The sequence below is a fragment of the Peteryoungia aggregata LMG 23059 genome (assembly GCF_030814435.1).
GTDB lineage: Bacteria > Pseudomonadota > Alphaproteobacteria > Rhizobiales > Rhizobiaceae > Allorhizobium > Allorhizobium aggregatum.
Map to the genome: position 1 here is coordinate 152094 of NZ_JAUSUW010000009.1, position 22073 is coordinate 174166.

Genomic DNA, 22073 nt, shown 5'->3' on the forward strand with positions numbered 1-22073 from the left:
GCTCACGAAAAGAGGATTGAGGACAGTTTGCGACGTGCCATGACAGTCGCAGGGTCCTTCGGCCCCCAAACCTCGAAAAATTGCAGCAACTGCCTGCGTGCGCCGTCATCGTCGAAGGTGCGGTCACGCTTCATGATCAGCAACAGATGCTCAGCCGCTTCTTCGCGGCGGCCTTCAACGTTGCGGATCTTGGCGAGCTTCAAACGTGCCTCGTGATCGTCGGGATTGAGCGACAGTGTGTGCTCGAGCGCCACCGGGTCGCCGAGCTTGCGGGCCTCGTCGATCTGGTCGAGCCGCTTGAGCATCGCCTGGATCTCGGGGGCCTTTGCGAGCTCCTCGGGAAGTTGTGACAGGAGTTCGCGCGCGCGCTGGTGCTGGTTGGCGCCGATCATGCATTCGGCGAGACCGGCAAGGGCCTGTGTATTGTCCGGGTCTGCCTGCAGGATGGCTGCAAAAAGTTGCGCGGCGCCATCAATGTCGCCACCGGCAAGAAGGCCGGACGCTTCTTCAAGCACCGCAGCGATCTCGGCTGCCTGATCGGCGCCAGCCGGGCCGGCCACCTTGTCTATGAAGGCCTTGACCTGGCTTTCCGGCAGGGCGCCCATGAAACCGTCGGCGGGACGCCCGTTGACGAACGCCACGACGGCGGGGATCGACTGGATGCCGAGCTGTCCGGCCACCGACGGATGATCATCGATGTTCATCTTGACCAGCTTGACCCGGCCACCTGCTTCCTTGACCACCTTTTCGATCACCGGGGTCAGCTGTTTGCACGGGCCGCACCAAGGTGCCCAGAAATCGACGAGAACCGGCTGATTGCGCGATTCGTCCATGACGTCGCGGGCGAAGTTGGCGGTCGTCGTGTCCTTGATGAGTTCGCCTGTCGGGGCGGCCGCGCCTGCCGGTGTCCCGCCAAACTGGGCATTGGCTGTCATGGTCTGGCTGCCGTAGCCGCCATAAGGGTTGCCGTAGTCACTCATCTCGTGCATCTCCCGCCTGTGTGGCGACCTCTCGAAGGGCGCCGTCCTTGCCGATAAGATCGTATGTCAGGCCGTGACTTTCAAGACAAGCGGCGTGTGCCCGGTCGCCTGCATGAAGCGGATCAGATCGTCACGGCCGATCGATGTCGTCGCTTCATTGGACAGCGGATGGCAGTTGATCACGTCGTGCTCCATCAGATCCCGGTCGAGGATGAAGGTGACATTGTGGCTGGTGTCGTTGATCGCGCCGAAGGCGGTCACGGACCCCGGTGCCACGCCGAGATACTCCATGAGTTTCTCCGGCTTGCCGAAGGAGACCTTGCTGGCGGCATCGATGATCGTATGGACGGTCTTCAGGTCGACGGAGGCGTTCTCTTCGACCGTCAGCAGGAAGAAATTATCCTTCTTGTCCTTGACGAAGAGGTTCTTCGTATGGCCGCCGGGGATTTCGTCACGCAGAGACACGGATTCCGCCACAGTGAAGACAGCCGGATGGGTCTTCGTCTTGTGGGCGATCTCCAGTTCGTCCAGGAAGCGGAAAAGATCGTCTGCAGTTTTCGGCGTCGTCATGGGGCCTCGCTTGAAAAGTCCGGGTCTTGAGCCCGTCATCTAACCGGTTTCCCTCAGAGGCATAGGCCCAAGACCGACATCCTGCAATCTTTCGTGTCGCCAAAAAACCCGTAAAAGCTGAGCTTTGTCAGCCTCTTGGGGTGCTCACGAATTTTTTTCGCACTGATCCGTCATTTCCCTGTTGCATTTGAAAATCGGTTGGGCCATATAGCCCCCGTCGCCGCAAGACGGACGGCCCACGATCCAGACACTACCCCAGGATCGCGGTTTATGAGCGGGTGTAGCTCAGGGGTAGAGCACAACCTTGCCAAGGTTGGGGTCGAGCGTTCGAATCGCTTCACCCGCTCCATTCTTCTCTGGAAAGTATGATGATTGATGTTGCGCGGTTTTGCCGCCGTCGATTGTCTCCGGTTTGGTGCCGACTGCAGACATATCCGCAGCCGGCTGTCCCTGCATGTCAGTGTTTCGAGAACACGTAGTCCGTTTCCTGGCGCAGCACTTCGCCCGGGCGCAGGACCGCATCGGGAAAGTTCGGCTTGTTGATCGCATCCGGCCAAATCTGTGTTTCCATGCAAAAGCCGGAAAATGCACCGTAGCGGCGCCCCTCGAGACCTGGCACGGCGGGCCCCACCTTGCCACCGGCGTAGAACTGCACGCCCGGCTCCGTCGTCAGGATCTCCATGGTCACGCCTGAATTGACGCTGCGGGCGAGGGCAACACTGCGCTTGGCCACACGGCTGCTCGACAGACAGAAATTGTGATCGTAGCCCATCTGCCCGCCATCCACCTCAAGCCGAATCGGGCGCATCTCGCGAAAATCGAAGGCGGTGTTTTCCACCGGGCGAATCTCTCCCGTCGGGATCAGCCTCTCGTCCACCGGGGTATAGTGATCGGCTGCGATCATCATGTCATGGCCGAGAATATCGGTCCGGCCATCCAGGTTGAAATAAGCGTGGTGGCAGACGTTGGCGATCGTCGGCCTGTCCGTCACGGTCTCGTAGAGTGCCGAAAAGACGCCGCCTTCCTTGACGGCGAAGGTGGCGCGGGTCCGGGTCGTGCCCGGATATCCGGCGCGCCCATCCGGATCTGCGATCTCCATCACGACATGGCTTGCGCCATGTTCTAGGATCGTCCAGTTCCGACGTCCCATGCCGTCCGAGCCGCCATGAAGGTGGGTCACGCCCTTTTCATTCAGTTCCAGCTGGTAGTCCACGCCATCCAAGGAGAAGCGCCCATTGCCGATCCGGTTGGCGCAGCGGCCTGGGGTGGCGCCGAAATAGGGTGAGTGCTGGAGATAACTCGGAAGGTCCTCGAAGCCGAGCACCAGCGGAGCGTCATGATCCACAAGCCGTAGATCCTGGAGTACCGCCCCGAAGGTTATGACGGAGGCTGTCAAGCCGCCGCCTGTCAGCACTACCTTTTCGACCGCGTCACCCGCCGGCATCACGCCGAACACTTTTTTTGTCATCGTCTGCGTCCTCGCCTCGTCTTGTCTTTTCGGATCAGCGTGCCAGCTCGCGTGCCGCCTGTTCCAACCCGCCGAGTGTCAGCGGAAACATGCGGTTGCCGAGCAAGTGCCGAATCAGTCCCACCGACATCGTATAATCCCATCGCGGCTCCGGCAGGGGATTGATCCACAGATGCCGGCGGAAATGGTCCGTCAGCTTCGCGAGCCATGCTGCGCCACTTTCGGTGTTCCAGTGTTCGACCGAACCTCCGGGATGGGTGATTTCGTAGGGGCTCATTGCCGCGTCGCCGACAAAGATCAGGCGATAGTCCGGACCATAGGTGCGGATCAGGTCGAGTGTCGGGATCGTGTCGGAATGGCGGCGCATATTGTCCTTCCAGACGCGCTCGTAGGGGCAATTGTGGAAGTAGAAGTATTCCATGTGCCGGAATTCCGAGCGAGCGGCGGAGAATAGTTCCTCGACCCCACGCACGTGATCATCCATCGAACCGCCAATGTCGAAGAACATCAGCAGCTTTACCGCATTGCGCCGCTCTGGCCTTGTTCTGACGTCGAGATAGCCGTGCTCTGCCGTCGATCTCACCGTGCCATCGAGATCGAATTCCTCTGCCGCTCCATGACGCACGAAGCGGCGCAACCGCTTCAGGGCCACCTTGATGTTGCGTGTCCCCAGTTCCACCCGGTCATCCAGATTGCGGAACTCGCGCTGGTCCCAGACCTTCACGGCGCGGCGGTGCCGGCTTTCCTCCTGGCCAATGCGCACGCCTTCGGGATTGTAGCCATAGGCACCAAAAGGTGAGGTGCCTGCCGTCCCGATCCATTTGTTGCCACCCTGGTGGCGTTCCTTCTGTTCGGCGAGGCGCTCTTTCAGCGTTTCCATCAGTCTGTCGAAACCGCCCAGGGATTCGATCAGCGCCTTGTCCTCGTCAGACAGGTGCTTTTCCGCCAGGCGGCGCAGCCAGGCCTGCGGGATTGGCACTGCCTCGGTGCCCTCGGCTGCCGCCACGTCGAAAACGCCACCGAAGATTTCGGAAAAGACCCGGTCGAACCGGTCGATGAAACGTTCGTCCTTCACCAGCGTGGTCCGGGCCAGATAATAGAAACCTTCCGGGTCAAAGGTGACGAGACCTGCCTCCAGCCCTTCCAGCAGGGCGAGATACTCGCGCAGCGTGACGGGCAGCTTTTCATCTCTCAGGCGAAGGAAGAAGGGCAGGAACATCGGTCGGTATCGGTTGGACGCGGGACAGAAGAGGCCATCCTGTCACAAGGGCCGCCTTCTGTCCCGCCAAAATCAGCCCATATCCGCGCTGGCGGTTGCTCTCAGCCGCCGAAGTCCTTGCCGATCTCGGCGAGGTCATAGGGTGTCATCTGGTAGATCTCGTTGATCCAGTTGCCGAACAGCAAATGCGCATGGCCCCGCCAGCGGTTGAGCGGGGCCAGCGTGTCGTCGTTGTGCGGAAAATAGTTGTGCGGCAGCTTGATCGGAACGCCTGCACTCTTGTCGCGGAAATACTCGTCGCCGAGCGACGTCGAGTCATATTCGATATGATTGAACATGTAGAGGCGATTGGCCCGCGCCTCCTGCACGAGGCAGACGCCCATTTCGTCGGATTCCAGCAGGATGTTCAGGTTCTCGACCTTCTCGATGTCCTTACGGCGCACTTCCGTCCAGCGCGAGACCGGCACCTGGAAATCATCCGAGAAGCCGTTCAGATAGATTGAGGATGGCGCGAGGTTCTTGTGGCGATAGACCCCGAATGCCTTTTCCTTCAGCGCGTGTTTCGGTACCCCGTGGAAGTGGTGGATCGCGGCCATGCCGCCCCAGCACACATTCATCGTCGAATGCACGTTGGTCTCCGTCCAGTTCAGGATTTGCTCCAGTTCCGGCCAGTAGGTGACGTCCTCGAAGGGCAGTTGCTCGACCGGAGCGCCGGTGATGATGAAGCCGTCGAACTTACGGTGCTTCACCTCGTCCCAGGTCTGGTAGAATGAAAGGAGGTGTTCCTCCGGCGTATTCTTCGCCTTGTGGCCGCCGACGCGGACCAGGGTGAGTTCGACCTGCAGGGGCGAAGCGCCAATCAAGCGGGCGAATTGCACCTCGGTCTTGATCTTGTTCGGCATGAGGTTGAGCAGGCCGATCTGCAAGGGGCGAATGTCCTGACGGACCGCCATGGTCTCGGTCATCACGCGCACACCCTCATGCACGAGCGTTTCAAAGGCGGGTAGCGTATCGGGGATCCTGATCGGCATCTCTTACTCTCGACTTTCCTTGTCACGGCGGCATGAGGCCACGGAAACAAAAATACCGGCAGCTTCAATATCGCCACCGGTCCTCGGAAAGTCGTCGAACTCGCCTCGGCCCTTTAGCGACTTATTTTACGTGGCTGCAAGCCGGCCGGCCAAATCACCACGGAACAGGCGTTTATTTACGCCTGTCGGGCTCGCGAATCAATGGGGTCCCTTGTTGCTCTTGTCCTATCCAAACGTGTCTAGTTCGTCCGCCATTCCCATGCCGAGGTTGCGTTTGGCGACCGCGATGGGGAGCCAGTGGAGGTGGAACCGTATCGGAGCACTTCCGTCGTGCGGCGACTGTTCCCAGTGGACCCACTCCTCAGGGTATTCACCGACGAGATCCGTCCGGAAATAGTGGCGTTGGTGCGTGATCCGCTCGTTCCCCCTGTCGAAGCTGTAGCGGTGTGAGAGGATCTGTCTGAGATCGCGCCCCGTTGCCAATCCTGTTTCCTCGTAGAATTCGCGGGCGGCAGCCTGCAGCAGGTCCTCTCCATGCTCCACCGTCCCGCCCGGGATCTGCAGCGCAATCTCGGGAAAGTCCGGCTCGTCGAATACCAGAACTCGCCCCCGCCAAACGCCGTAGATCAGGACTTTGACCACGGGGGCCATCACCGCTCCCGCCGCGCCATGAAGGCGAGCCGTTCGAAGAGGTGCACGTCTTGCTCGTTCTTCAAGAGCGCGCCGTGCAGCTTCGGCAGGGCGTTCCTGGCATCGCCACGCAAATCGGCCGGATCGACATCCTCGGCGACCAGGAGCCTGATCCAGTCCAGTGCTTCCGAGGTTGATGGCTTCTTCTTTAGCCCAGGGGTTTCGCGGATCTCGTAGAATTGGCTGAGCGCATTGCCAAGCAGCGTCTTCCTGATGCCGGGGTAGTGGACCTCGACGATCTTCTCCAGTGTCTCGACATCGGGAAAGCGGATGTAGTGGAAGAAACAGCGGCGTAGGAATGCGTCCGGCAGTTCCTTCTCGTTGTTCGAGGTGATGATGACGATCGGTCGCACCCTGGCCGTGACGGTCTCGCCCGTCTCATAGACATGGAACTCCATCCGGTCGAGTTCCTGCAGCAGGTCATTGGGAAATTCGATGTCGGCCTTATCAATCTCGTCGATCAGCAGCACGCATTTCTTCGCTGCCGAAAAGGCCTGCCAGAGCTTGCCCTTGCGGATGTAGTTGTTGACGTCATGGACACGGGCGTCGCCCAGTTGGCTATCGCGCAGCCGCGAGACGGCGTCATACTCGTAGAGACCCTGCTGCGCCTTGGTTGTCGACTTGACGTTCCATTCCAGCATCTCGATGCCGAGTGCTGCGGCCACCTGCCGGGCGAGTTCCGTTTTGCCGGTGCCGGGTTCGCCCTTTACCAGCAGCGGCCGCTCCAACCGGATCGCGGCATTGACCGCGATCATCAGATCCTTGTCGGCCACGTAGTCGGCGGTACCTTGAAACTGCATGATGTCAGAGCCTCGTTTGTCCTCGGCTGCAACCTAGTGAGGCCCTTCACGCGGTGCAAGCACATGCACGGCCTTCGCCGCGCACGGCAGATAATGCTTGTCTTTTGGCTGTGATCTGACAGGCTGTTTTGCACGAATGCTGATGCGTGTCCGTCTGCAAGCGCCAGATTCCGCCAGGACGGAATACCGGGTGCCGGGCATCACCGAATTTCTCCACGACCCGACTTTCTCTCGCCGGACCATCCCATCCGGCTGCCATAGCCCGCCCACCGGCAGGCTCCCATCGACTGACAGGATTTCGTTCCGCGCGATTTGGCGCGGGCTGCCTGTCACGACCGCAGTCTTTGCGCTGCAGGAGTATCTATGACCAAACACCGCTATTCCATCGGCGATCTGGTGGTTCTGAAGGACGGCCCTGTCCGTCTCGCCCGCAGTGGGGGTGCCTGCAAGGTACTGGCCACCCTGCCGGAGACTGGTGGAAGCCGCCAGTACCGTGTCCGGTTCGAAAGCGAGAGCTTCGACCGGTGTATCGCCGAAACTGACATCGACCCCAGCCGCAGCTCGGCATCCGCTCGGGCACCGGCTCCTGCAAGCAAGGAAAACACATCATGGCTAAAGGCCAGCAGCGTTCGAACCGCGAAGTAAGAAAGCCGAAACAGGAAAAGTCGAAGCCCGCTGCGGCTCCGGTCTCGAGTTTCACCTCCCAGATCAAGAATGCCGAGGCGGCTTCGCCCAAGAAGCGCTGAGACCGATCGGCCCGGATTGCCTCCCATAAGCCAGTCCGGGCCGCGTTTCTCGCCCGCCCGTAGGCGTGGTCTTTGCCGCATTCGCCTTTCCCTTTTGAGGCAAGATGCGCTAAGGGCTGGCGCATGACTTCGACCTCTTTCACCCTGCTGCTTGGCGGCAGCCTGACAGTCACCGATCGCCTGCGGGCATTGACGCATGGTAGCCGCGTGATCGCGGCTGACAGCGGCATGCACCATGCGTCGAGCCTCGGTGTGACGCCGGAGCTCTGGGTCGGCGATTTCGACAGCAGCGATGCTGCCCTAATTGCGCGTTTCCCGACCGTCGAACGACGTACATACCCGGCCGCCAAGGCCGTCACCGACGGAGAAATCGCGGTGGCAGAGGCCATTGCGCGCGGTGCCACGCGGCTGATACTCGTCGGCGCGCTCGGCGGCGAGCGCTCTGATCACGCTCTGCAGCATTATCTCAATGCGCTTGGTCTGGTTGATGACGGCTACGAGGTGGTGCTGACCTCCGGTGTGGAAGAGGCCTATCCTTTTTCCGAAGAGAGCGAACTGGCGCTCGAACTGCCGAAGGGCGCTCTCTTCTCTGTCCTCGGTTTCACGGCGCTGGAGGGGCTGACGATCCTCAACGCACGCTATCCGCTCCAGGATTTCCGATTGCCCTTCGGTTCCTCCCGCACGATATCCAATGTCGCCGAGGGGCCGATCTCGGTCTCACTTTCCCATGGTCGGGCCATACTGCTCGCCCGCCCCTATGACCTTTCCGGAGCCTGATGCCTTGGCGCCTCCCATTCTGAAACTCGACGACATTCAACTCTCCTTCGGCGGCACGCCGCTGCTCGCGGGCGCCGGTCTTCAGGTTGAACCTGGCGACCGGATCTGCCTTGTCGGGCGAAACGGCTCAGGCAAGTCGACGCTCATGAAGATCGCAGCCGGGCTGGTCGAAGCGCAATCCGGAGAGGTTTTTCGGCATCCTTCGTCGACGATCCGCTACCTGGAGCAGGCCCCCGATTTTGTCGGCTACACCACGGTACAGGCCTATGCCGAGGCAGGCCTTGGACCGGGTGACGATCCCTACCGGGTAACCTATCTCCTGGAGCATCTCGGCCTGACCGGTCAGGAGGACCCGACCCGGCTTTCGGGCGGTGAAGCCCGCCGTGCGGCACTTGCCCGCGTGTTGGCGCCCGAGCCCGATATCCTGATGCTCGACGAGCCGACCAACCATCTCGACCTGCCGACGATCGAGTGGCTGGAAGGCGAATTGTCGAAAAGCCGCAGCGCGCTCGTCCTGATTTCCCACGACCGTCGTTTCCTCGAAAAGATCTCGACCGCCACCGTCTGGCTGGATCGCGGCCTGTCGCGCCGGCTGAACCGGGGCTTTGCTCATTTCGAGGAATGGCGCGACCAGGTGCTGCAGGAAGAGGAAGTCGAGCAGCACAAGCTCGGCCGCCAGATCGAACGCGAAGAACACTGGTTGCGCTATGGTGTCACCGCGCGCCGCAAGCGCAACATGCGCCGCCTCGGCAATCTTCAGGCACTGCGCGCCAACTACCGGGGCCACAAGGGGCCGCAAGGCACTATCCAGGCATCGGCGACTGAGGGCAAGGAAAGCGGCAAACTCGTCATCGAGGCCGACAAGATCACCAAGACCTATGGCGATCGCGCCATCGTCGCGCCCTTCTCGATTCGCGTTCACCGAGGCGACTGCATCGGTCTGATCGGCCCGAACGGTGCCGGCAAGACGACGCTTCTGAAGATGCTGACGGGGCAGCTGGAACCGGACGAGGGTGTGGTCAAGCTCGGCACAAATCTGGAGATTGCCGTTCTCGACCAGAAGCGCGAGGACCTGAACCCGGATGATACGCTTGCCCATTACCTGACCGACGGCCGTGGTGACAACCTTCTGGTCAGTGGCGAACAGAAGCATGTGACCGGCTACATGAAGGACTTTCTGTTCCAGCCGGAACAGGCCCGCACGCCGATCCGCAACCTCTCGGGCGGCGAGCGCGCGCGCCTGATGCTGGCGCGCATCATGGCCAAGCCCTCGAACCTCCTGATCCTCGACGAACCGACCAACGACCTCGACATCGAGACGCTCGACCTCTTGCAGGAAATCGTCGCCGGCTATTCCGGAACCGTGATCCTGGTCAGCCACGACCGTGACTTTCTCGACCGCACCGTCACCTCGACCATCGCGCCGGCCAATCCGGACGCACCCGACGGTCGCTGGATCGAATATGCCGGCGGCTATTCCGATATGCTGGCCCAGCGCAAGGGCGTGGAAGACGAGCGCAAGCGGATAGAAAAGGCAGAGAAGGCGAAGGCCCAAGAAGCCTCGGGCGGCAAGCCCGCCGAGGCAGGATCGAAGGGCAAGGGTAAACTCTCCTTCAAGCAGAAGTTCGCGCTCGAAAACCTGCCGAAGGACATGGAAAAGGCCGAGAAGGAGATCGCTGCCCGCGAAGCCAAGATGGCCGATCCCAACCTCTTCAGCAAGGACCCCCAGACCTTCAACAAGCTCGCCGCCGAGATGGAAAAGCTGCGCGCCGATATCACGCGCATGGAAGAGGAATGGCTGGAGCTTGAAATGCTGCGAGAGGAATTGGAGGGCTGAGGCTCTCCAATCTCAGCCATCAGGCCTGAGCGTGTCCTGACTTTTCCAGATGAACCGCCCTCGCCCCCGTCGCATCGGCGAAGGCGTGGGATCGGCCGAGATAGATGAGCGTCGTTTCGGCGAAATCCGTCGCCAAAATTTTCGTGAGCCGGCTTTCGGTTTCCGGCTCCAGTCCTTCCAGAATATCCTGCATCACCAGCCAGCGGGGCTTGCGGATGAGGATATTGGCGAAAGCCAGCGCCATCTGCTGGTCCTTGTCGAGGATCCTCTCCCAGCGTCCCTTTTCATCAAGACGGCGGGCAAACTCGCCAAGCCCGACCGTCTGGAGAGCCGAGACGAGAGCCGCATCATCGACAGCGGCAGAGAGCGACGGATAGGTCAGAAGGCTGCGCAAACGGCCTTCGGGCAGATAACTTGTCTGCGGCACGAAGACGAGTTCATCCTCAGGCAGCAGGATGCGGCCCTCGCCATAAGGCCAGAGCTCGGCCATGGCGTGGAAGAGCAGCTTGCGGTTGACGCCCTGGTCGCCATTGACCATCACGCGGTCGCCGGCGGAAATCACCACATCCCTTTCCTTGAGATGGAAGGCGCTTTCGCAGGCATCGCCGTTGACGCGGACGCAGATTTCGAGACCGTCCAGCCTGAGCGTGCCATCTTCGCTGCGCGCCAGCGTCAGCCGGCCCGTGCCGCCCTCGTTTTCGTTCATGGTGGTCAGCGCCGCTCTCAGCACAGTGACCCGCATCAGGGCCGCGCGCCAGTCGGCGATCTGGCCGAAATTGTCGACATACCAGCGCAATGCCGAGTAGACCTGAGTGAAGGCCGCGGCGGCCATCATCAGGCCGCCAAAGGAGATGGTCCCGGCAAAATAGGCGGGAGAAGCAATCAGGATTGGTACGATGATCGCGAGCCACCCGAAACCGGCCGTCACCCAGGTGAGATTGGTGAGCGCCAATGCCAGATGGCGGATCGACATCAGCACCCCATCAAGCGAATCATGGATATGCTGCCGCTCGGTCGCCTCGCCGCGCGTGACGGCGATCGCCTCGAGGTTCTCGTTGGCGCGCATCAGCGAAAAGCGCAGATCCGCCTCGCGGGCGTAGCGATCGGCATTCAGCCGCGACAGCTTGCGCCCCACCAGCTGGCTGAGCAGCGACGCGGCGAGCGCATAAATGAGCGCACCCCAGACCATGTAGCCCGGGATTTGAAAGCTCCAGTCGCCAATCTTGAAGGTGAATTCGCTGGACAGACCCCAGAGGACCCCGATGAAGCTGACGAGCAGGATCGTGGCATTGAACAGGCCGATCGACAGCGACGTCGTCATCTCCGCCAGCTTGCGCGCGTCTTCATGCAGCCGCTGGTCCGGATTGACCCCAAGCGCACTCGAAACCGAAAGCCGGTAGGCCCGCGCGCCATTCAACCATTGATCCACGACGTCACACGACAGGCCCTCGCGCATGTGCAGCGCCGTCATCTGGTTCAGCCAGGCCTGCACAACATTCAGGACCAGCAGCACGCCGGCAATGATCGCGAAGTTGCGCAGCTCGGTCAGAAAAGCCGGCAGGTCGCGGCGTTCGAGCGCGTTGTAGAAGGGTGCGTTCCAGTGATTGAGCTGGACGGTGCCATAGACGGTGGCGAGGATCACCACAACAAGCGCAAAGGCAAAGCCGAGAATGCGGTTGCGGGCATCGGATTTCCAGAAACTGTCCAGCGCCATGGCCAACTGACGGCTGAAACTGGCCTCGACCTCGGCAACGACGCGGTCCGTTTCGTTTCTGCCCTTCGACTGCAAGCCTGCCATGCGCACCGCTTCTCACATATCCCGATACCTTTGTAACACAGGCAAAGTGTCAATTTCCTCATGGCTGTGACGATGCGGTGAATTGTCCCCACCTTGCGCTCGGCAAAGCGGCGCGCTATCTCAGGATTGCTCTAACGGGGTGCCTTTCGATCCTAGCCGATCGGAATGCTGAGAGGCAGTGATGCCAACCCGCGGAACCTGATCCGGTTAACACCGGCGGAGGGATTAGACGCGTCGATCGCAAAGCGCCCTATCCCGACTGCAATGATGATGAAGGAGGAGGGCGCCATGCGACCCACAACTGTTTCCATGTTTATCGGCGGCGCTGCAGCCGCCATGATCGGCTTCGTCTCGCCGGCTCTGGCCGAAGCCAAGACCCTGACCGTCTACACCTATGAGAGCTTCGTCTCGGAATGGGGTCCCGGCCCCAAGGTCAAGGAAGCCTTCGAGAAGACCTGCGCCTGCACCGTCAACTTCGTCGGCGTCGCCGATGGCGTGGCGCTGCTGACCCGTCTCAAGCTCGAAGGCGAGACCTCGAAAGCCGACGTCGTTCTCGGGCTGGACACCAATCTCGTCGAGGAAGCCAAGCAGACCGGTCTCTTCGAAGCGCATGGCGTTGATGCCTCGGCTGTGAAAGTGCCGGGCGGCTTCAGCGACACTGTCTTCCTGCCGTATGACTACGGCCACTTCGCCGTGATCTATGACACCGAGACGATCAAGATCCCGCCGACAAGCCTGAAGGACCTGGTCGAGGGCGATCCTGCCCAGAAGATCGTCATCCAGGACCCGCGCACCTCGACGCCGGGTCTCGGCCTGCTGCTCTGGGTCAAGTCGGTCTATGGCGACAAGGCACCGGAAGCCTGGGCCAAGCTCAAGGACCGCGTCCTGACCGTGACGCCCGGCTGGTCGGAAGCCTATGGCCTGTTCACCAAGGGCGAAGCGCCGATGGTGCTCTCCTACACCACCTCGCCGGCCTACCACATGGTCGCCGAAGAAACCGACCGCTATCAGGCGGCCGAATTCTCCGAAGGGCATTACATCCAGATCGAGGTCGCAGGCCTCCTGAAGAACGCGCCGGAAAAGGAGCTCGCCCGCCAGTTCCTCGCCTTCATGCTGCAGCCCGGTTTCCAGGACACGATCCCGACCAACAACTGGATGATGCCGGTCGCCGCCACGTCCGAGCCCCTGCCGGAGGCTTTCGGCAAGCTCGTCCAGCCAAAGACCACATTCCTGATGAGCCCGGCCGAGGTCGCTGCCAACCGTCAGGTCTGGATCGACGAGTGGCTGAAGGCCATGACGCTGAAGTAGCTCTGGATGAGCCGACCGCTTCACCAGTCGAGACGAGAAAGGCTACCCGCGCTCGCGGGTGGCCTCTTCGTGCTGGTCGTCGTGGTGGCTTTCGTCGGGCTCGCGATTGCTGCTCTGCTCACGGGGCGGCTTTCGGGCGGGCTTTTTTCGGCATTTGCCGATCCGGTGGTGCGCTCGGTTCTGTCCTTCACGCTCTGGCAGGCGTTTCTCTCGACGTTCATCTCCGTCGGCCTGGCGCTGCCGATCGCCGGCGCGCTTGCCCGCCAACCGGATTTTCCGGGTCGCAACTGGCTGGTTCGCCTCATGGCCATACCCATGGGCCTGCCCGTGCTGATCGGTGCACTTGGCCTCATCGGCATCTTCGGGCGCAATGGTATCGTCAACGACGTCCTGATGGGACTGGGGCTTGACCAGCCCGTTTCTATCTATGGGCTGACAGGTATCCTTGTCGCGCACGTTTTCTTCAATCTGCCCCTGGCGACCCGGCTGCTGCTTTCGGCGCTTGAGCGGGTTCCAGCTGAATACTGGCGTATGGCCGCGAGCCTTGGTTTCTCGCCGCTTTCCACCTTCCGCTTCATCGAATGGCCGGCGCTCGCCCGGGTCATCCCGGGTGTGGCGGGTCTCGTCTTCATGCTGTGTGCGACGAGTTTCACGCTCGTCCTGGTGTTTGGCGGAGGTCCCGCAGCGACAACGATAGAGGTCGCGATTTATCAAGCGCTGCGCTTTGACTTCAATCCGGAGCGTGCCGTCTCACTGGCATTGCTGCAGATCACCGTCACCGGCGCTTTGCTCGCGTTTCTGAGCCTGCTGCCTGCCGCCACTGATACAGGAGCCACCAGTGGACGTCGATTTCCGCGATACGACGGCCGCCGCCCACTGGTGCGACTTGCTGATGGACTGCTGTTGCTCGCGGTCGCTCTCTTTCTGATTCTGCCGCTTGGGCAGGTCGTCGTGTCGGGACTTCAGGCCGATCTCGGTCGGCTCTTTTTACAGCCCAGCTTTCAGGTGGCGGCGGTCACCAGCCTCTGCGTGGCACTCGCCGCTGGCCTCGTCGCGACAATGCTCGCCTATGGGGTGGTTGCGGCCCAAGGACAGCTCGCTACAGCCCGGTCGCATACCTTTCGCAGCCGGGTTTTCGGCGTTGCCCTCGCTTCCGTCTCATCGCTGGTGCTTCTTGTTCCGACCAGCGTGCTCGCAACAGGCTGGTTTCTGGCGGTCAGGCCCCGCGGTGATGTTGCCGCCTTTGCGCCCTTCGTCGTTGCCGGGATCAATGCACTGATGGCGCTTCCCTTTGCGGTGCGTGTCCTGGGGCCTGCTCATGCCGAGCATCGCGCGCGCACGGCCCAGCTTGCCGAAAGCCTTGGGCTTTCCGTCGTCCAACGCCTGCGGTTCATTGACTGGCCCGTGCTGAAGCGGCCTGTGCTGACGGCGCTCGCCTTCACCATGGCCTTGTCGCTCGGCGATCTGGGAGCGGTCGCCCTGTTCGGCTCGGAAAACATCTCGACGCTTCCTGCTCTCATCTATGCCAGAATGGGCAGTTATCGCAGCGATGATGCGGATGGGCTCGCTCTCATCCTCGGCGCGATCTGTCTGGTGCTCGCCCTTCTCGGCGCGCCCGGCAGACGCCCAACGCCAGGAGACCGGGAGATGCGCGATGCATCCTGATGCTTCAGCCACCATCGAGCTCCAAGATGCACGGCTCATCCTCGGCAGCCGTCGGTTTCATTTCGACTGTGGGTTCGAACGCGGCCGGATCACGGCGATCGTCGGGCCTTCCGGGTCAGGCAAGTCGACACTGCTGAACCTCGTTTCAGGCTTCGAGCGGCCGGAAAGCGGCGGTGTGCTGATCGACGGTGTGGACGTAACCGAACGAGCACCCGCCGAGCGACCTGTCTCCCTCATCTTCCAGGACAACAACCTGTTTTCGCATCTCGACCTGTTCACCAATATCGGGCTCGGCATCCATCCGGCGATGAGGCTTTCGGCTGCTGACCGCAAGGCCATTTCCGATGCCCTCGTCAGGGTGGGGCTTCCTGGCTATGAACGTCGCCTTCCGGGTTCCCTCTCGGGTGGCGAGCGGCAACGAGCTGCCTTTGCGCGGGCCCTTGTGCGCCACCGCCCCGTACTTCTGCTCGATGAGCCCTTCGCTGCGCTGGATCCTGGATTGCGCGCGGCGATGGTCGAGCTGCTCGCGGATCTGCATGCCGAAACCCGTGCGACCATCCTGCTTGTCACCCATGATCCTCGCGACGTCGTCAGACTGGCGGACCGGGTTGTTTTCATCGAAGACGGTAGGGTGCTTGTCGCTGCGGAGAAGGGCCTGTTCCTTGAGCGGCGCGACCTTACGGTCGTGCGTGACTTCCTGGGCGAAACAGTGCTTCCGGAGCAATCGCCTTAATTTGGTCGTCCGCGCCTGCCATGCGCCTTGAGAATAGTTGTTCCTCGGGTAAGACCCTTGGTCATTCCTGATGACGTGACTATGTTCTAGTGCATGTGATGGTTTCGCATTATGGAATGGCGGGGATCATGTGGTCGCCGCGATTTGCGTGGATGCTGGACCCGGGACCATGGTCATCGGGCACAGGGTGAAGGGGCAGGATGCAGTTTTTGAGCTGGAACAGCGCGATGGCTGCCGAAGCGGATCGGCGGCGCCGGCCCGTCAGGCTCAATGCGAGCGTTGCCGTCGTGGTCGCTGCCGGGCTCGTGCTCTCTTCCTGCCAGTCGCTGTTTGAACAGGCTTACGAGCCGTCTGTAGCGCCATCGCGCAATCCGCAGATCGTTGATGAGGTCCAGAAGGGCGATCCCCGGGCCCAGATGGGCGCCCGCGAGCATCCCCGCATCGTCGCGTCCTATGGCGGGGAGTATTCCGACGCCAAGACCGAACGCCTTGTCGCCCGCATTGCTGGTGCCCTGACAGCTGTCTCTGAGAACCCCAACCAGTCCTACCGCATCACGATCCTCAATTCGCCTGCCATCAACGCCTTTGCGCTGCCAGGCGGCTATCTGTACGTCACACGCGGGTTGCTTGCTCTTGCCAATGACGCCTCGGAAGTGGCAGCCGTACTCAGCCACGAAATGGCCCACGTGACCGCCAATCATGGTATCGAGCGCCAGCGCCGCGAAGAGGCGGAGGTGATTGCCAGCCGTGTCGTGGCAGAAGTTCTGTCCAGCGATCTCGCCGGCAAGCAGGCGCTCGCCCGCGGCAAGCTGAGGCTGGCCGCCTTCTCGCGCCAGCAGGAACTGCAGGCCGACGTTATCGGTGTACGCACCCTGGGCGAGGCCGGCTATGATCCTTATGCTGCAGCCCGCTTCCTCGATTCCATGGCGCGATACAGCCAGTTCACCTCGGTCGATCCAGCTGCCGACCAGAGCCTCGACTTCCTTTCGAGCCACCCCAATGCGCCGCAGCGCGTCGAGCTGGCCAAGCGGCATGCCCGCGCCTTCGGTCCGGAGGGCACGCATGGCGAGACCGGACGCGATTATTACCTTAATGGCATCGACGGCCTGCTCTATGGTGATAGTCCGCAGGAAGGTTTCGTGCGCGGGCAGACTTTCCTGCATGGGCAGCTCGGCATTCGCTTTGACGTCCCCCCGGGCTTCCAGATCGACAACAAGGTCGAGGCGGTTCTTGCCACGGGCCCTGGTGATGTGGCCATCCGTTTCGACGGCGTCGCCGACAACCAGAAGATCAGCCTGCCAAACTATATTTCCAGTGGTTGGGTGACCGGGCTGCTGCCCGACACAATCCGGACCATCACCGTCAATGGGCTGGAAGCGGCTACTGCGCGGGCCTCGGCTGACCGCTGGGACTTCGATATAACCGTCATTCGGATCGGGCCACAGATTTTCCGGTTTCTGACCGCCGTGCCGAAGGGCAGCCCGGCTCTGGAAACGACTGCCGCACAGTTGCGCGCCTCCTTCCGCCGCATCACGCCTCAGGAAGCGGCATCGCTCAAACCCCTGCGCGTTCGCGTCGTCACGGTCGGTTCCGGTGACACAGTTGGAACGCTGTCTGCGCGGATGATGGGCACCGACCGCAAGCTCGAACTGTTTCGCCTGATCAATGCGCTGGGGCCAACCTCGACGGTTACGGCCGGCATGCGGGTAAAGATCATCTCCGAGTGACGAAGTCGCGCTGTGGCTGCTTTGGCGGCTTTTAATTTGACAATATAGATGTCGTAATGACTTCATTAGTGTCATGGATAAATGCGAGCAACTTTATCGTCTCATCTGGATGTCGCGCCCGCTCATGCAGGCTGCGGAGGCGTGTGTCGAGCGAGGGTTGGACGGCACGGGGCTGACTGTTCGGATGCGGGCGGTTCTCGAGATCCTTCACGCTCATGGAAGCGCCAGCGTTCCTGAAATTGCGATGAAGCTTGAGATCAAACGACAGTATGTACAGCTAATGGTCAACGAAACGCTTGCGGAAGGTCTCACCGTCGGTCGCCCGAACCCGCGTCACAAACGATCCACGATGATCGCCCTTACTGCCAAGGGCCATAGCCTGATCGAAGACGTCGTGAGGCGTGAAAAACAGCTGGTGGAACAGCTCGGCGCCGAGATTGATGCGAGCGATATCGAGACGGCACTTCAGGTGGTCGTGATGCTGCTTGAGAAGCTGAAAGCTAACGGGGAGGAGCAAGCGAAGTGATAGGCCAGCTTCTCACCATAGCCGCCCTTTCCGGGCTTGTGTGGCTTGCGAACGGGATCAGAAAGATCGGTGCCGTCAGTCGCGGCATGCCCATTGGCAGCCGTCCCGGGACGGCCTTGCTCCTGATTGATCTGCAGTCCGTGTTCTGGGACGAAGGTCCCTATGAGGACACAGCGAAGGCGGACGCCCTGACAGCGATTCTCGCCGAAGTGGCGACTGCGAAGGCCGAAGCTCTTCCGATCATCGCGGTGCGCCAGGAGTGGTCCATCCCGTCGACGAAGGTCATCGCGCGCCTGACAATGAGGGGGCAGGCTATTCAGGGAACGCCGGGAATCCAGATCGCGGAGCCTTTTGAAGGGCTTGCCGAACACGTCCTTGTCAAGAGGGTTCAGGACGCATTCGAGGCGGGCGAGTTGGATGGGCTTCTGGAAAGGCTCGACGTGGGTAAGCTTCGAATTGTCGGGCTGGATTTGCGCTATTGCGTCGCGAAGACCGCCCTTGCGGCCCGTCAGAGGGGGTATGCAGTCGAAGTGGTCACCCGGGCAACCCTGTGCGTCAATCAAACTGCTGGTGACGAAACCCGCGGGATACTCTCTTCAAACGCTGTCATTCTGAGATAGGGCGCGCCCAGCGTCTCTTCCTGGATCAGGCTCGTCAGGCATTGACGTTCAGACGAAAAAGCCGGCATCTCCGCCGGCTTTTCATATTGATCTGTGATTGCCGCTCACATTGCCATTTCAAGGCGTGCTGCCCTTGGCGCCTTATCCGTGAGGGCGACTTTCAGTTTTTCCAAGGCCCTCGTTTCGATCTGGCGGACGCGTTCCTTGGATATGCCGAGTTCGATGCCAAGTTCCTCCAGCGTCGCGCCATCCTCGGTCAGCCGACGAGCCTTGATGATCCGGCTTTCCCGCTCGTTGAGACGGTTCATCGCGTCCTTCAACCAGCCGTTCCAGCGTTCTCCGTCAATGATCGAGGTCACCTGCTCGTCCGGCAGCGCTTCGTTGCTCTCCAGCATATCCAACTGCTCGGTGCCTTCGCCATTGCGGCCTCCGACGGGGGTCTGCAACGAGGCGTCGTTGCCGGACAGTCGTGCATCCATGGACTGAACGTCGGCAAGGCTTACGCCGAGCGCAGATGCGATTTCCTGATGGATGGCCTGGTCCGACAGGCGGTTGTCGCCCTGAGCGAGCTTGGCGCGCAGGCGGCGCAGGTTGAAGAACAATGCCTTCTGGCTGGAACTCGTACCGCCCCGCACGATCGACCAGTTGCGCAGGATGTAGTCCTGCATCGAGGCACGGATCCACCAGCCTGCATAGGTCGAAAACCGCACTTCGCGACCGGGGTCGAAGCGGGCGGCGGCCTCGAGGAGACCGATGTAACCTTCCTGAATCAGATCATTCAGCGGCAGCCCGAAGCCACGGAATTTCGAGGCCATGGCAATCACCAGGCGCATATGCGCCTGTGCAATCCGATTGCGGGCGCCCTGGTCGTCATGCTCCTTCCAGCGAATGGCGAGGTCTAGTTCTTCTTCGCGTTCCAGATAGGGTTGTGACATGGCATACTTGATGATGTGTCTGTCAGCGGATGTGGCTTTCATCGAACATCTCCATGGTCTCTCGGGACCGCTGGCCTGTTGCAGGCCCTCGTGCCGGCATTGTCACCTGAACGGCTGAGCCTCGGTCAGGTTCCAACGATGTCGGTCACGGCGGTGGTTGCGTGGTTCTCATCTGCTTGTCTGACCACTATTACGCGCGTGGTGCGACATCGGATTGCTGACGCGGGTGCGACCTTCTGTCAGGGTGCAGCTATCACGCGGAAGTGAGCATTTCCGTGGCTGAAATCGCTGATGCGGTAAAACGCAAAGCGGCGCGGGTTGCCCCGCGCCGCCTGTCTGGAAAGGTAGTAGGTTAGGATCAGGCCGACAGTGCCTTGAACTCTGCAAGGATGGCATCGCCCATCTCGACCGTGCCCACCTGGCGGCAGCCATCTGCCATAATGTCGCCGGTGCGGATGCCTTGGTCGAGGACATTGGCGATCGCCTTTTCCAGGCGGTCCGCTTCGGTGACCATATTGAAGGAATAGCGCAGGCACATGGCAAAGGATGCGATCATCGCGATCGGATTGGCGATGCCCTTGCCGGCGATATCCGGTGCCGAACCGTGGACGGGTTCGTAAAGCGCCTTGCGCTTGCCGGTCTTCGCGTCCGGCGCGCCGAGCGAAGCCGAGGGCAACATGCCGAGCGAACCGGTCAGCATGGCAGCCACATCCGACAGCATGTCGCCGAACAGGTTGTCGGTGACGATCACGTCGAACTGCTTCGGTGCCCGCACGAGCTGCATGCCGCCGGCATCGGCCAGCATGTGGTCGAGCTTGACGTCGGAGAACTTCTCCTTGTGGGTGGCCGTGACCACCTGGTTCCACAAAACACCCGACTTCATCACATTGCGCTTTTCCATCGAGCAGACGCGGTTGCCGCGGGTACGGGCAAGCTCGAAGGCAACGGCGGAAATGCGCTCGATCTCATAGGTGTCGTAAACCTGGGTATCGATGGCGCGCTTCTGGCCATTGCCAAGATCGGTGATCGTCTTCGGCTCGCCGAAATATACGCCACCGGTCAGCTCGCGCACGATCAGGATGTCGAGGCCTTCGACCAGTTCGGGCTTGAGCGACGACGCGTTGGCAAGTGCCGGATAGCAGATGGCGGGACGCAGGTTGGCGAAGAGTTCAAGATCCTTGCGCAGGCGCAGAAGGCCGGCTTCCGGGCGCACTTCGTAGGGTACGTCATCCCACTTCGGGCCACCGACGGCGCCGAACAGGACCGCGTCAGCAGAGAGGGCCTTCGCCATGTCTTCTTCCGAAATCGCCGCTCCATGCGCATCATAGGCGGAGCCGCCGACGAGACCTTCGTCGGTGACGAAGCCGGCGCCTTGCGCCTCGTTCATGTATGCGATGATCTTGCGGACCTCGGCCATGGCCTCGGGGCCGATGCCGTCGCCGGGCAGCAGGAGAAGATTGCGAGCCGTCATGGAAACCCTCCACTCGATAAAGAAGTCGCGGCTTCTTACCCCTGGGTACCGGGCTTTTCAAGCGAGATAGGCCTGAAACGGTACGGTTCGGGGTATGCCATGCTCGGGATTTCTTCGTTGACCGCGTGCCGGCTGTGGGTCCAAGAGTGGCGCTTCTGCCAATCGGATCATACCCATGCCACTCTCTCCGTTGCATATTGAAACGCCTTTGCTGCGTACCGCCTCCGACTATAGTGCGACTGGCCTGCCGCTCTGGCTGAAGCTCGACGCACTCCAGCCGTCGGGAAGTTTCAAGCTGCGCGGCGTCGGATTGCTCTGCCAGCATGCGGTGGCGAAGGGGGCGAAGGAGATCTTCTGCGCCTCGGGCGGAAATGCCGGTATCGCTGCGGCTGTGGCAGGGCGTGCGCTAGGCGTCCCCGTGACCATCGTTGTGCCCGAAACCACCCCTGCCGAAGTGCGTGTCCGGATTGCCGCAACAGGTGCTAATGTGCGTGTGTACGGATCTGTGTTCGACGAAGCCAATGCCCATGCCGTTTCGCTTGCTACCGAACGCAAGGCGGCTTACGTGCATCCCTATGATCATCCTCTCCTCTGGGAGGGGCATGCTACTCTGATTGACGAAGTCGTGAAGGCCGGTGCCGAATTCGACTGCGTGGTCACCAGCGTCGGTGGTGGCGGGCTGCTCGCCGGTATCGTCGAGGGGCTTCGGCGTAACGGACTTCGCGAAATCCCGGTCATCGCGGTTGAGACGGAGGGGGCCGCCTCCTTGAATGCCGCAGTCGTCGCCAAGGAGCGCGTGACGCTTCCGGCGATCACCTCGATCGCCAATTCACTCGGGGCGCGGCAGGTCGCACAGCATGTCTTCGACCTTTTGGCTGTGCATCGGATTGAGAGCGTGACGGTCACCGACGCCCAAGCCGTTGCTGCCTGCCTGAAATTCGCCGATGGTTACCGCGTATTGGTGGAGCCGGCTTGCGGTGCTGCTCTTGCGGTTGCGGACGTGCATGCCGGCTTGCTCTCCCGCTTCAAGGCACCCTTGATCGAGGTCTGTGGCGGCATCGGTGTTACGCTTGCCATGCTTGAGACATGGAGAAGCCGGTTCCTCCAGGAGTGAACGCAATAAAAAAGCCGGGACACTGCCCGGCTTTTTCATTGCGTCATTGTCTTCCTGC

At 61.3% G+C, this 22073-nt stretch carries 20 protein-coding genes, 1 tRNA gene and 2 riboswitches; of the genes, 11 read left to right on the top strand and 10 right to left on the bottom strand.

Going from position 1 to position 22073, the window contains the following annotated elements; genetic code table 11:
- Positions 1-2: 2 nt before the first annotated feature.
- Positions 3-980, bottom strand: coding sequence for a thioredoxin (gene trxA, locus J2045_RS16100; protein WP_307374560.1), 978 nt, complete (start codon positions 978-980; stop codon positions 3-5).
- A gap of 66 nt (positions 981-1046) precedes the next feature.
- On the bottom strand, positions 1047-1550 hold the full coding sequence (locus J2045_RS16105; RefSeq protein WP_307374561.1) for a prolyl-tRNA synthetase associated domain-containing protein: 504 nt from the start codon (positions 1548-1550) through the stop codon (positions 1047-1049).
- Positions 1551-1824: 274 nt separating this feature from the next.
- On the opposite strand from J2045_RS16105, the gene J2045_RS16110 reads away from it, so the two are divergent.
- A tRNA-Gly gene (locus J2045_RS16110) sits at positions 1825-1899 on the top strand.
- Between the two features lie 108 nt (positions 1900-2007).
- On the opposite strand, the gene J2045_RS16115 is transcribed toward J2045_RS16110, so the two are convergent.
- The 5 genes from J2045_RS16115 to J2045_RS16135 all read right to left on the bottom strand — a co-directional run bounded on the left by J2045_RS16115 (position 2008) and on the right by J2045_RS16135 (position 6758).
- Positions 2008-3018: an aldose epimerase family protein gene (locus tag J2045_RS16115; protein WP_307374563.1), complete on the bottom strand. Its 1011-nt coding sequence runs from the start codon at positions 3016-3018 to the stop codon at positions 2008-2010.
- 34 nt (positions 3019-3052) lie between these two features.
- Positions 3053-4237: a vWA domain-containing protein gene (locus tag J2045_RS16120; protein WP_166601672.1), complete on the bottom strand. Its 1185-nt coding sequence runs from the start codon at positions 4235-4237 to the stop codon at positions 3053-3055.
- Positions 4238-4338: 101 nt separating this feature from the next.
- A complete protein-coding gene (metA, locus tag J2045_RS16125; protein ID WP_307374565.1) occupies positions 4339-5268 on the bottom strand; it encodes a homoserine O-acetyltransferase MetA in 930 nt (309 codons plus the stop codon).
- 93 nt (positions 5269-5361) lie between these two features.
- Positions 5362-5439, bottom strand: a riboswitch (SAM riboswitch).
- A gap of 54 nt (positions 5440-5493) precedes the next feature.
- A complete protein-coding gene (locus J2045_RS16130; RefSeq protein WP_307374567.1) occupies positions 5494-5919 on the bottom strand; it encodes an NUDIX hydrolase in 426 nt (141 codons plus the stop codon).
- Entirely contained in the window at positions 5919-6758 is an 840-nt protein-coding gene (locus tag J2045_RS16135; RefSeq protein ID WP_307374569.1) for an AAA family ATPase, read from the bottom strand. Before J2045_RS16135 ends, J2045_RS16130 begins: the two co-directional genes overlap by 1 nt.
- A gap of 363 nt (positions 6759-7121) precedes the next feature.
- Here J2045_RS16135 and J2045_RS16140 point away from each other — a divergent pair, with 363 nt between their 5' ends.
- The 3 genes from J2045_RS16140 to J2045_RS16150 all read left to right on the top strand — a co-directional run bounded on the left by J2045_RS16140 (position 7122) and on the right by J2045_RS16150 (position 10118).
- Positions 7122-7403, top strand: coding sequence for a cold-shock protein (locus J2045_RS16140; protein ID WP_166601668.1), 282 nt, complete (start codon positions 7122-7124; stop codon positions 7401-7403).
- Positions 7404-7627: 224 nt separating this feature from the next.
- The gene (locus tag J2045_RS16145; RefSeq protein ID WP_307374571.1) at positions 7628-8281 is read left to right on the top strand and encodes a thiamine diphosphokinase; all 654 of its coding nucleotides are present in this window, start codon (positions 7628-7630) and stop codon (positions 8279-8281) included.
- Between the two features lie 4 nt (positions 8282-8285).
- The gene (locus J2045_RS16150; protein WP_307374574.1) at positions 8286-10118 is read left to right on the top strand and encodes an ABC-F family ATP-binding cassette domain-containing protein; all 1833 of its coding nucleotides are present in this window, start codon (positions 8286-8288) and stop codon (positions 10116-10118) included.
- A 19-nt stretch (positions 10119-10137) separates the two neighbouring features.
- On the opposite strand, the gene J2045_RS16155 is transcribed toward J2045_RS16150, so the two are convergent.
- Positions 10138-11916: an ABC transporter ATP-binding protein/permease gene (locus J2045_RS16155; protein ID WP_307374576.1), complete on the bottom strand. Its 1779-nt coding sequence runs from the start codon at positions 11914-11916 to the stop codon at positions 10138-10140.
- 125 nt (positions 11917-12041) lie between these two features.
- Positions 12042-12158: riboswitch (TPP riboswitch) on the top strand.
- Between the two features lie 94 nt (positions 12159-12252).
- Between J2045_RS16155 and thiB the strand changes: the two genes are divergently transcribed.
- The 6 genes from thiB (at position 12253) to J2045_RS16185 (ending at position 18495) form a co-directional block, all read left to right on the top strand.
- Positions 12253-13224 (top strand): thiamine ABC transporter substrate binding subunit, encoded by a 972-nt coding sequence (gene thiB / locus J2045_RS16160; protein WP_307374653.1) that lies wholly within the window; start codon positions 12253-12255, stop codon positions 13222-13224.
- 6 nt (positions 13225-13230) lie between these two features.
- Complete coding sequence (locus J2045_RS16165; RefSeq protein WP_307374577.1) at positions 13231-14889, top strand: thiamine/thiamine pyrophosphate ABC transporter permease ThiP; 1659 nt, start codon at positions 13231-13233, stop codon at positions 14887-14889.
- Complete coding sequence (locus J2045_RS16170) at positions 14879-15622, top strand: thiamine ABC transporter ATP-binding protein (protein ID WP_307374579.1); 744 nt, start codon at positions 14879-14881, stop codon at positions 15620-15622. Before J2045_RS16165 ends, J2045_RS16170 begins: the two co-directional genes overlap by 11 nt.
- Positions 15623-15849: 227 nt before the next feature.
- Positions 15850-17349, top strand: a complete 1500-nt coding sequence (locus tag J2045_RS16175; protein WP_307374655.1) for a M48 family metalloprotease — start codon at positions 15850-15852, stop codon at positions 17347-17349.
- Positions 17350-17473: 124 nt separating this feature from the next.
- Positions 17474-17875 carry a MarR family winged helix-turn-helix transcriptional regulator gene (locus J2045_RS16180; RefSeq protein WP_307374581.1) on the top strand — a complete coding sequence of 134 codons (402 nt, stop codon included), beginning with the start codon at positions 17474-17476 and terminating at the stop codon, positions 17873-17875.
- Positions 17872-18495 carry a cysteine hydrolase family protein gene (locus J2045_RS16185; protein ID WP_307374583.1) on the top strand — a complete coding sequence of 208 codons (624 nt, stop codon included), beginning with the start codon at positions 17872-17874 and terminating at the stop codon, positions 18493-18495. The genes J2045_RS16180 and J2045_RS16185 overlap by 4 nt, the downstream gene beginning before the upstream one ends.
- Positions 18496-18599: 104 nt before the next feature.
- Here J2045_RS16185 and J2045_RS16190 read toward each other — a convergent pair whose 3' ends face one another.
- Both J2045_RS16190 and leuB read right to left on the bottom strand, forming a co-directional pair.
- Entirely contained in the window at positions 18600-19472 is an 873-nt protein-coding gene (locus J2045_RS16190) for an RNA polymerase factor sigma-32 (protein WP_307374585.1), read from the bottom strand.
- A gap of 316 nt (positions 19473-19788) precedes the next feature.
- Positions 19789-20901, bottom strand: coding sequence for a 3-isopropylmalate dehydrogenase (gene leuB / locus J2045_RS16195; RefSeq protein ID WP_166601659.1), 1113 nt, complete (start codon positions 20899-20901; stop codon positions 19789-19791).
- Positions 20902-21076: 175 nt separating this feature from the next.
- On the opposite strand from leuB, the gene J2045_RS16200 reads away from it, so the two are divergent.
- The gene (locus tag J2045_RS16200) at positions 21077-22015 is read left to right on the top strand and encodes a pyridoxal-phosphate dependent enzyme (RefSeq protein ID WP_307374588.1); all 939 of its coding nucleotides are present in this window, start codon (positions 21077-21079) and stop codon (positions 22013-22015) included.
- Positions 22016-22073 lie beyond the last annotated feature (58 nt).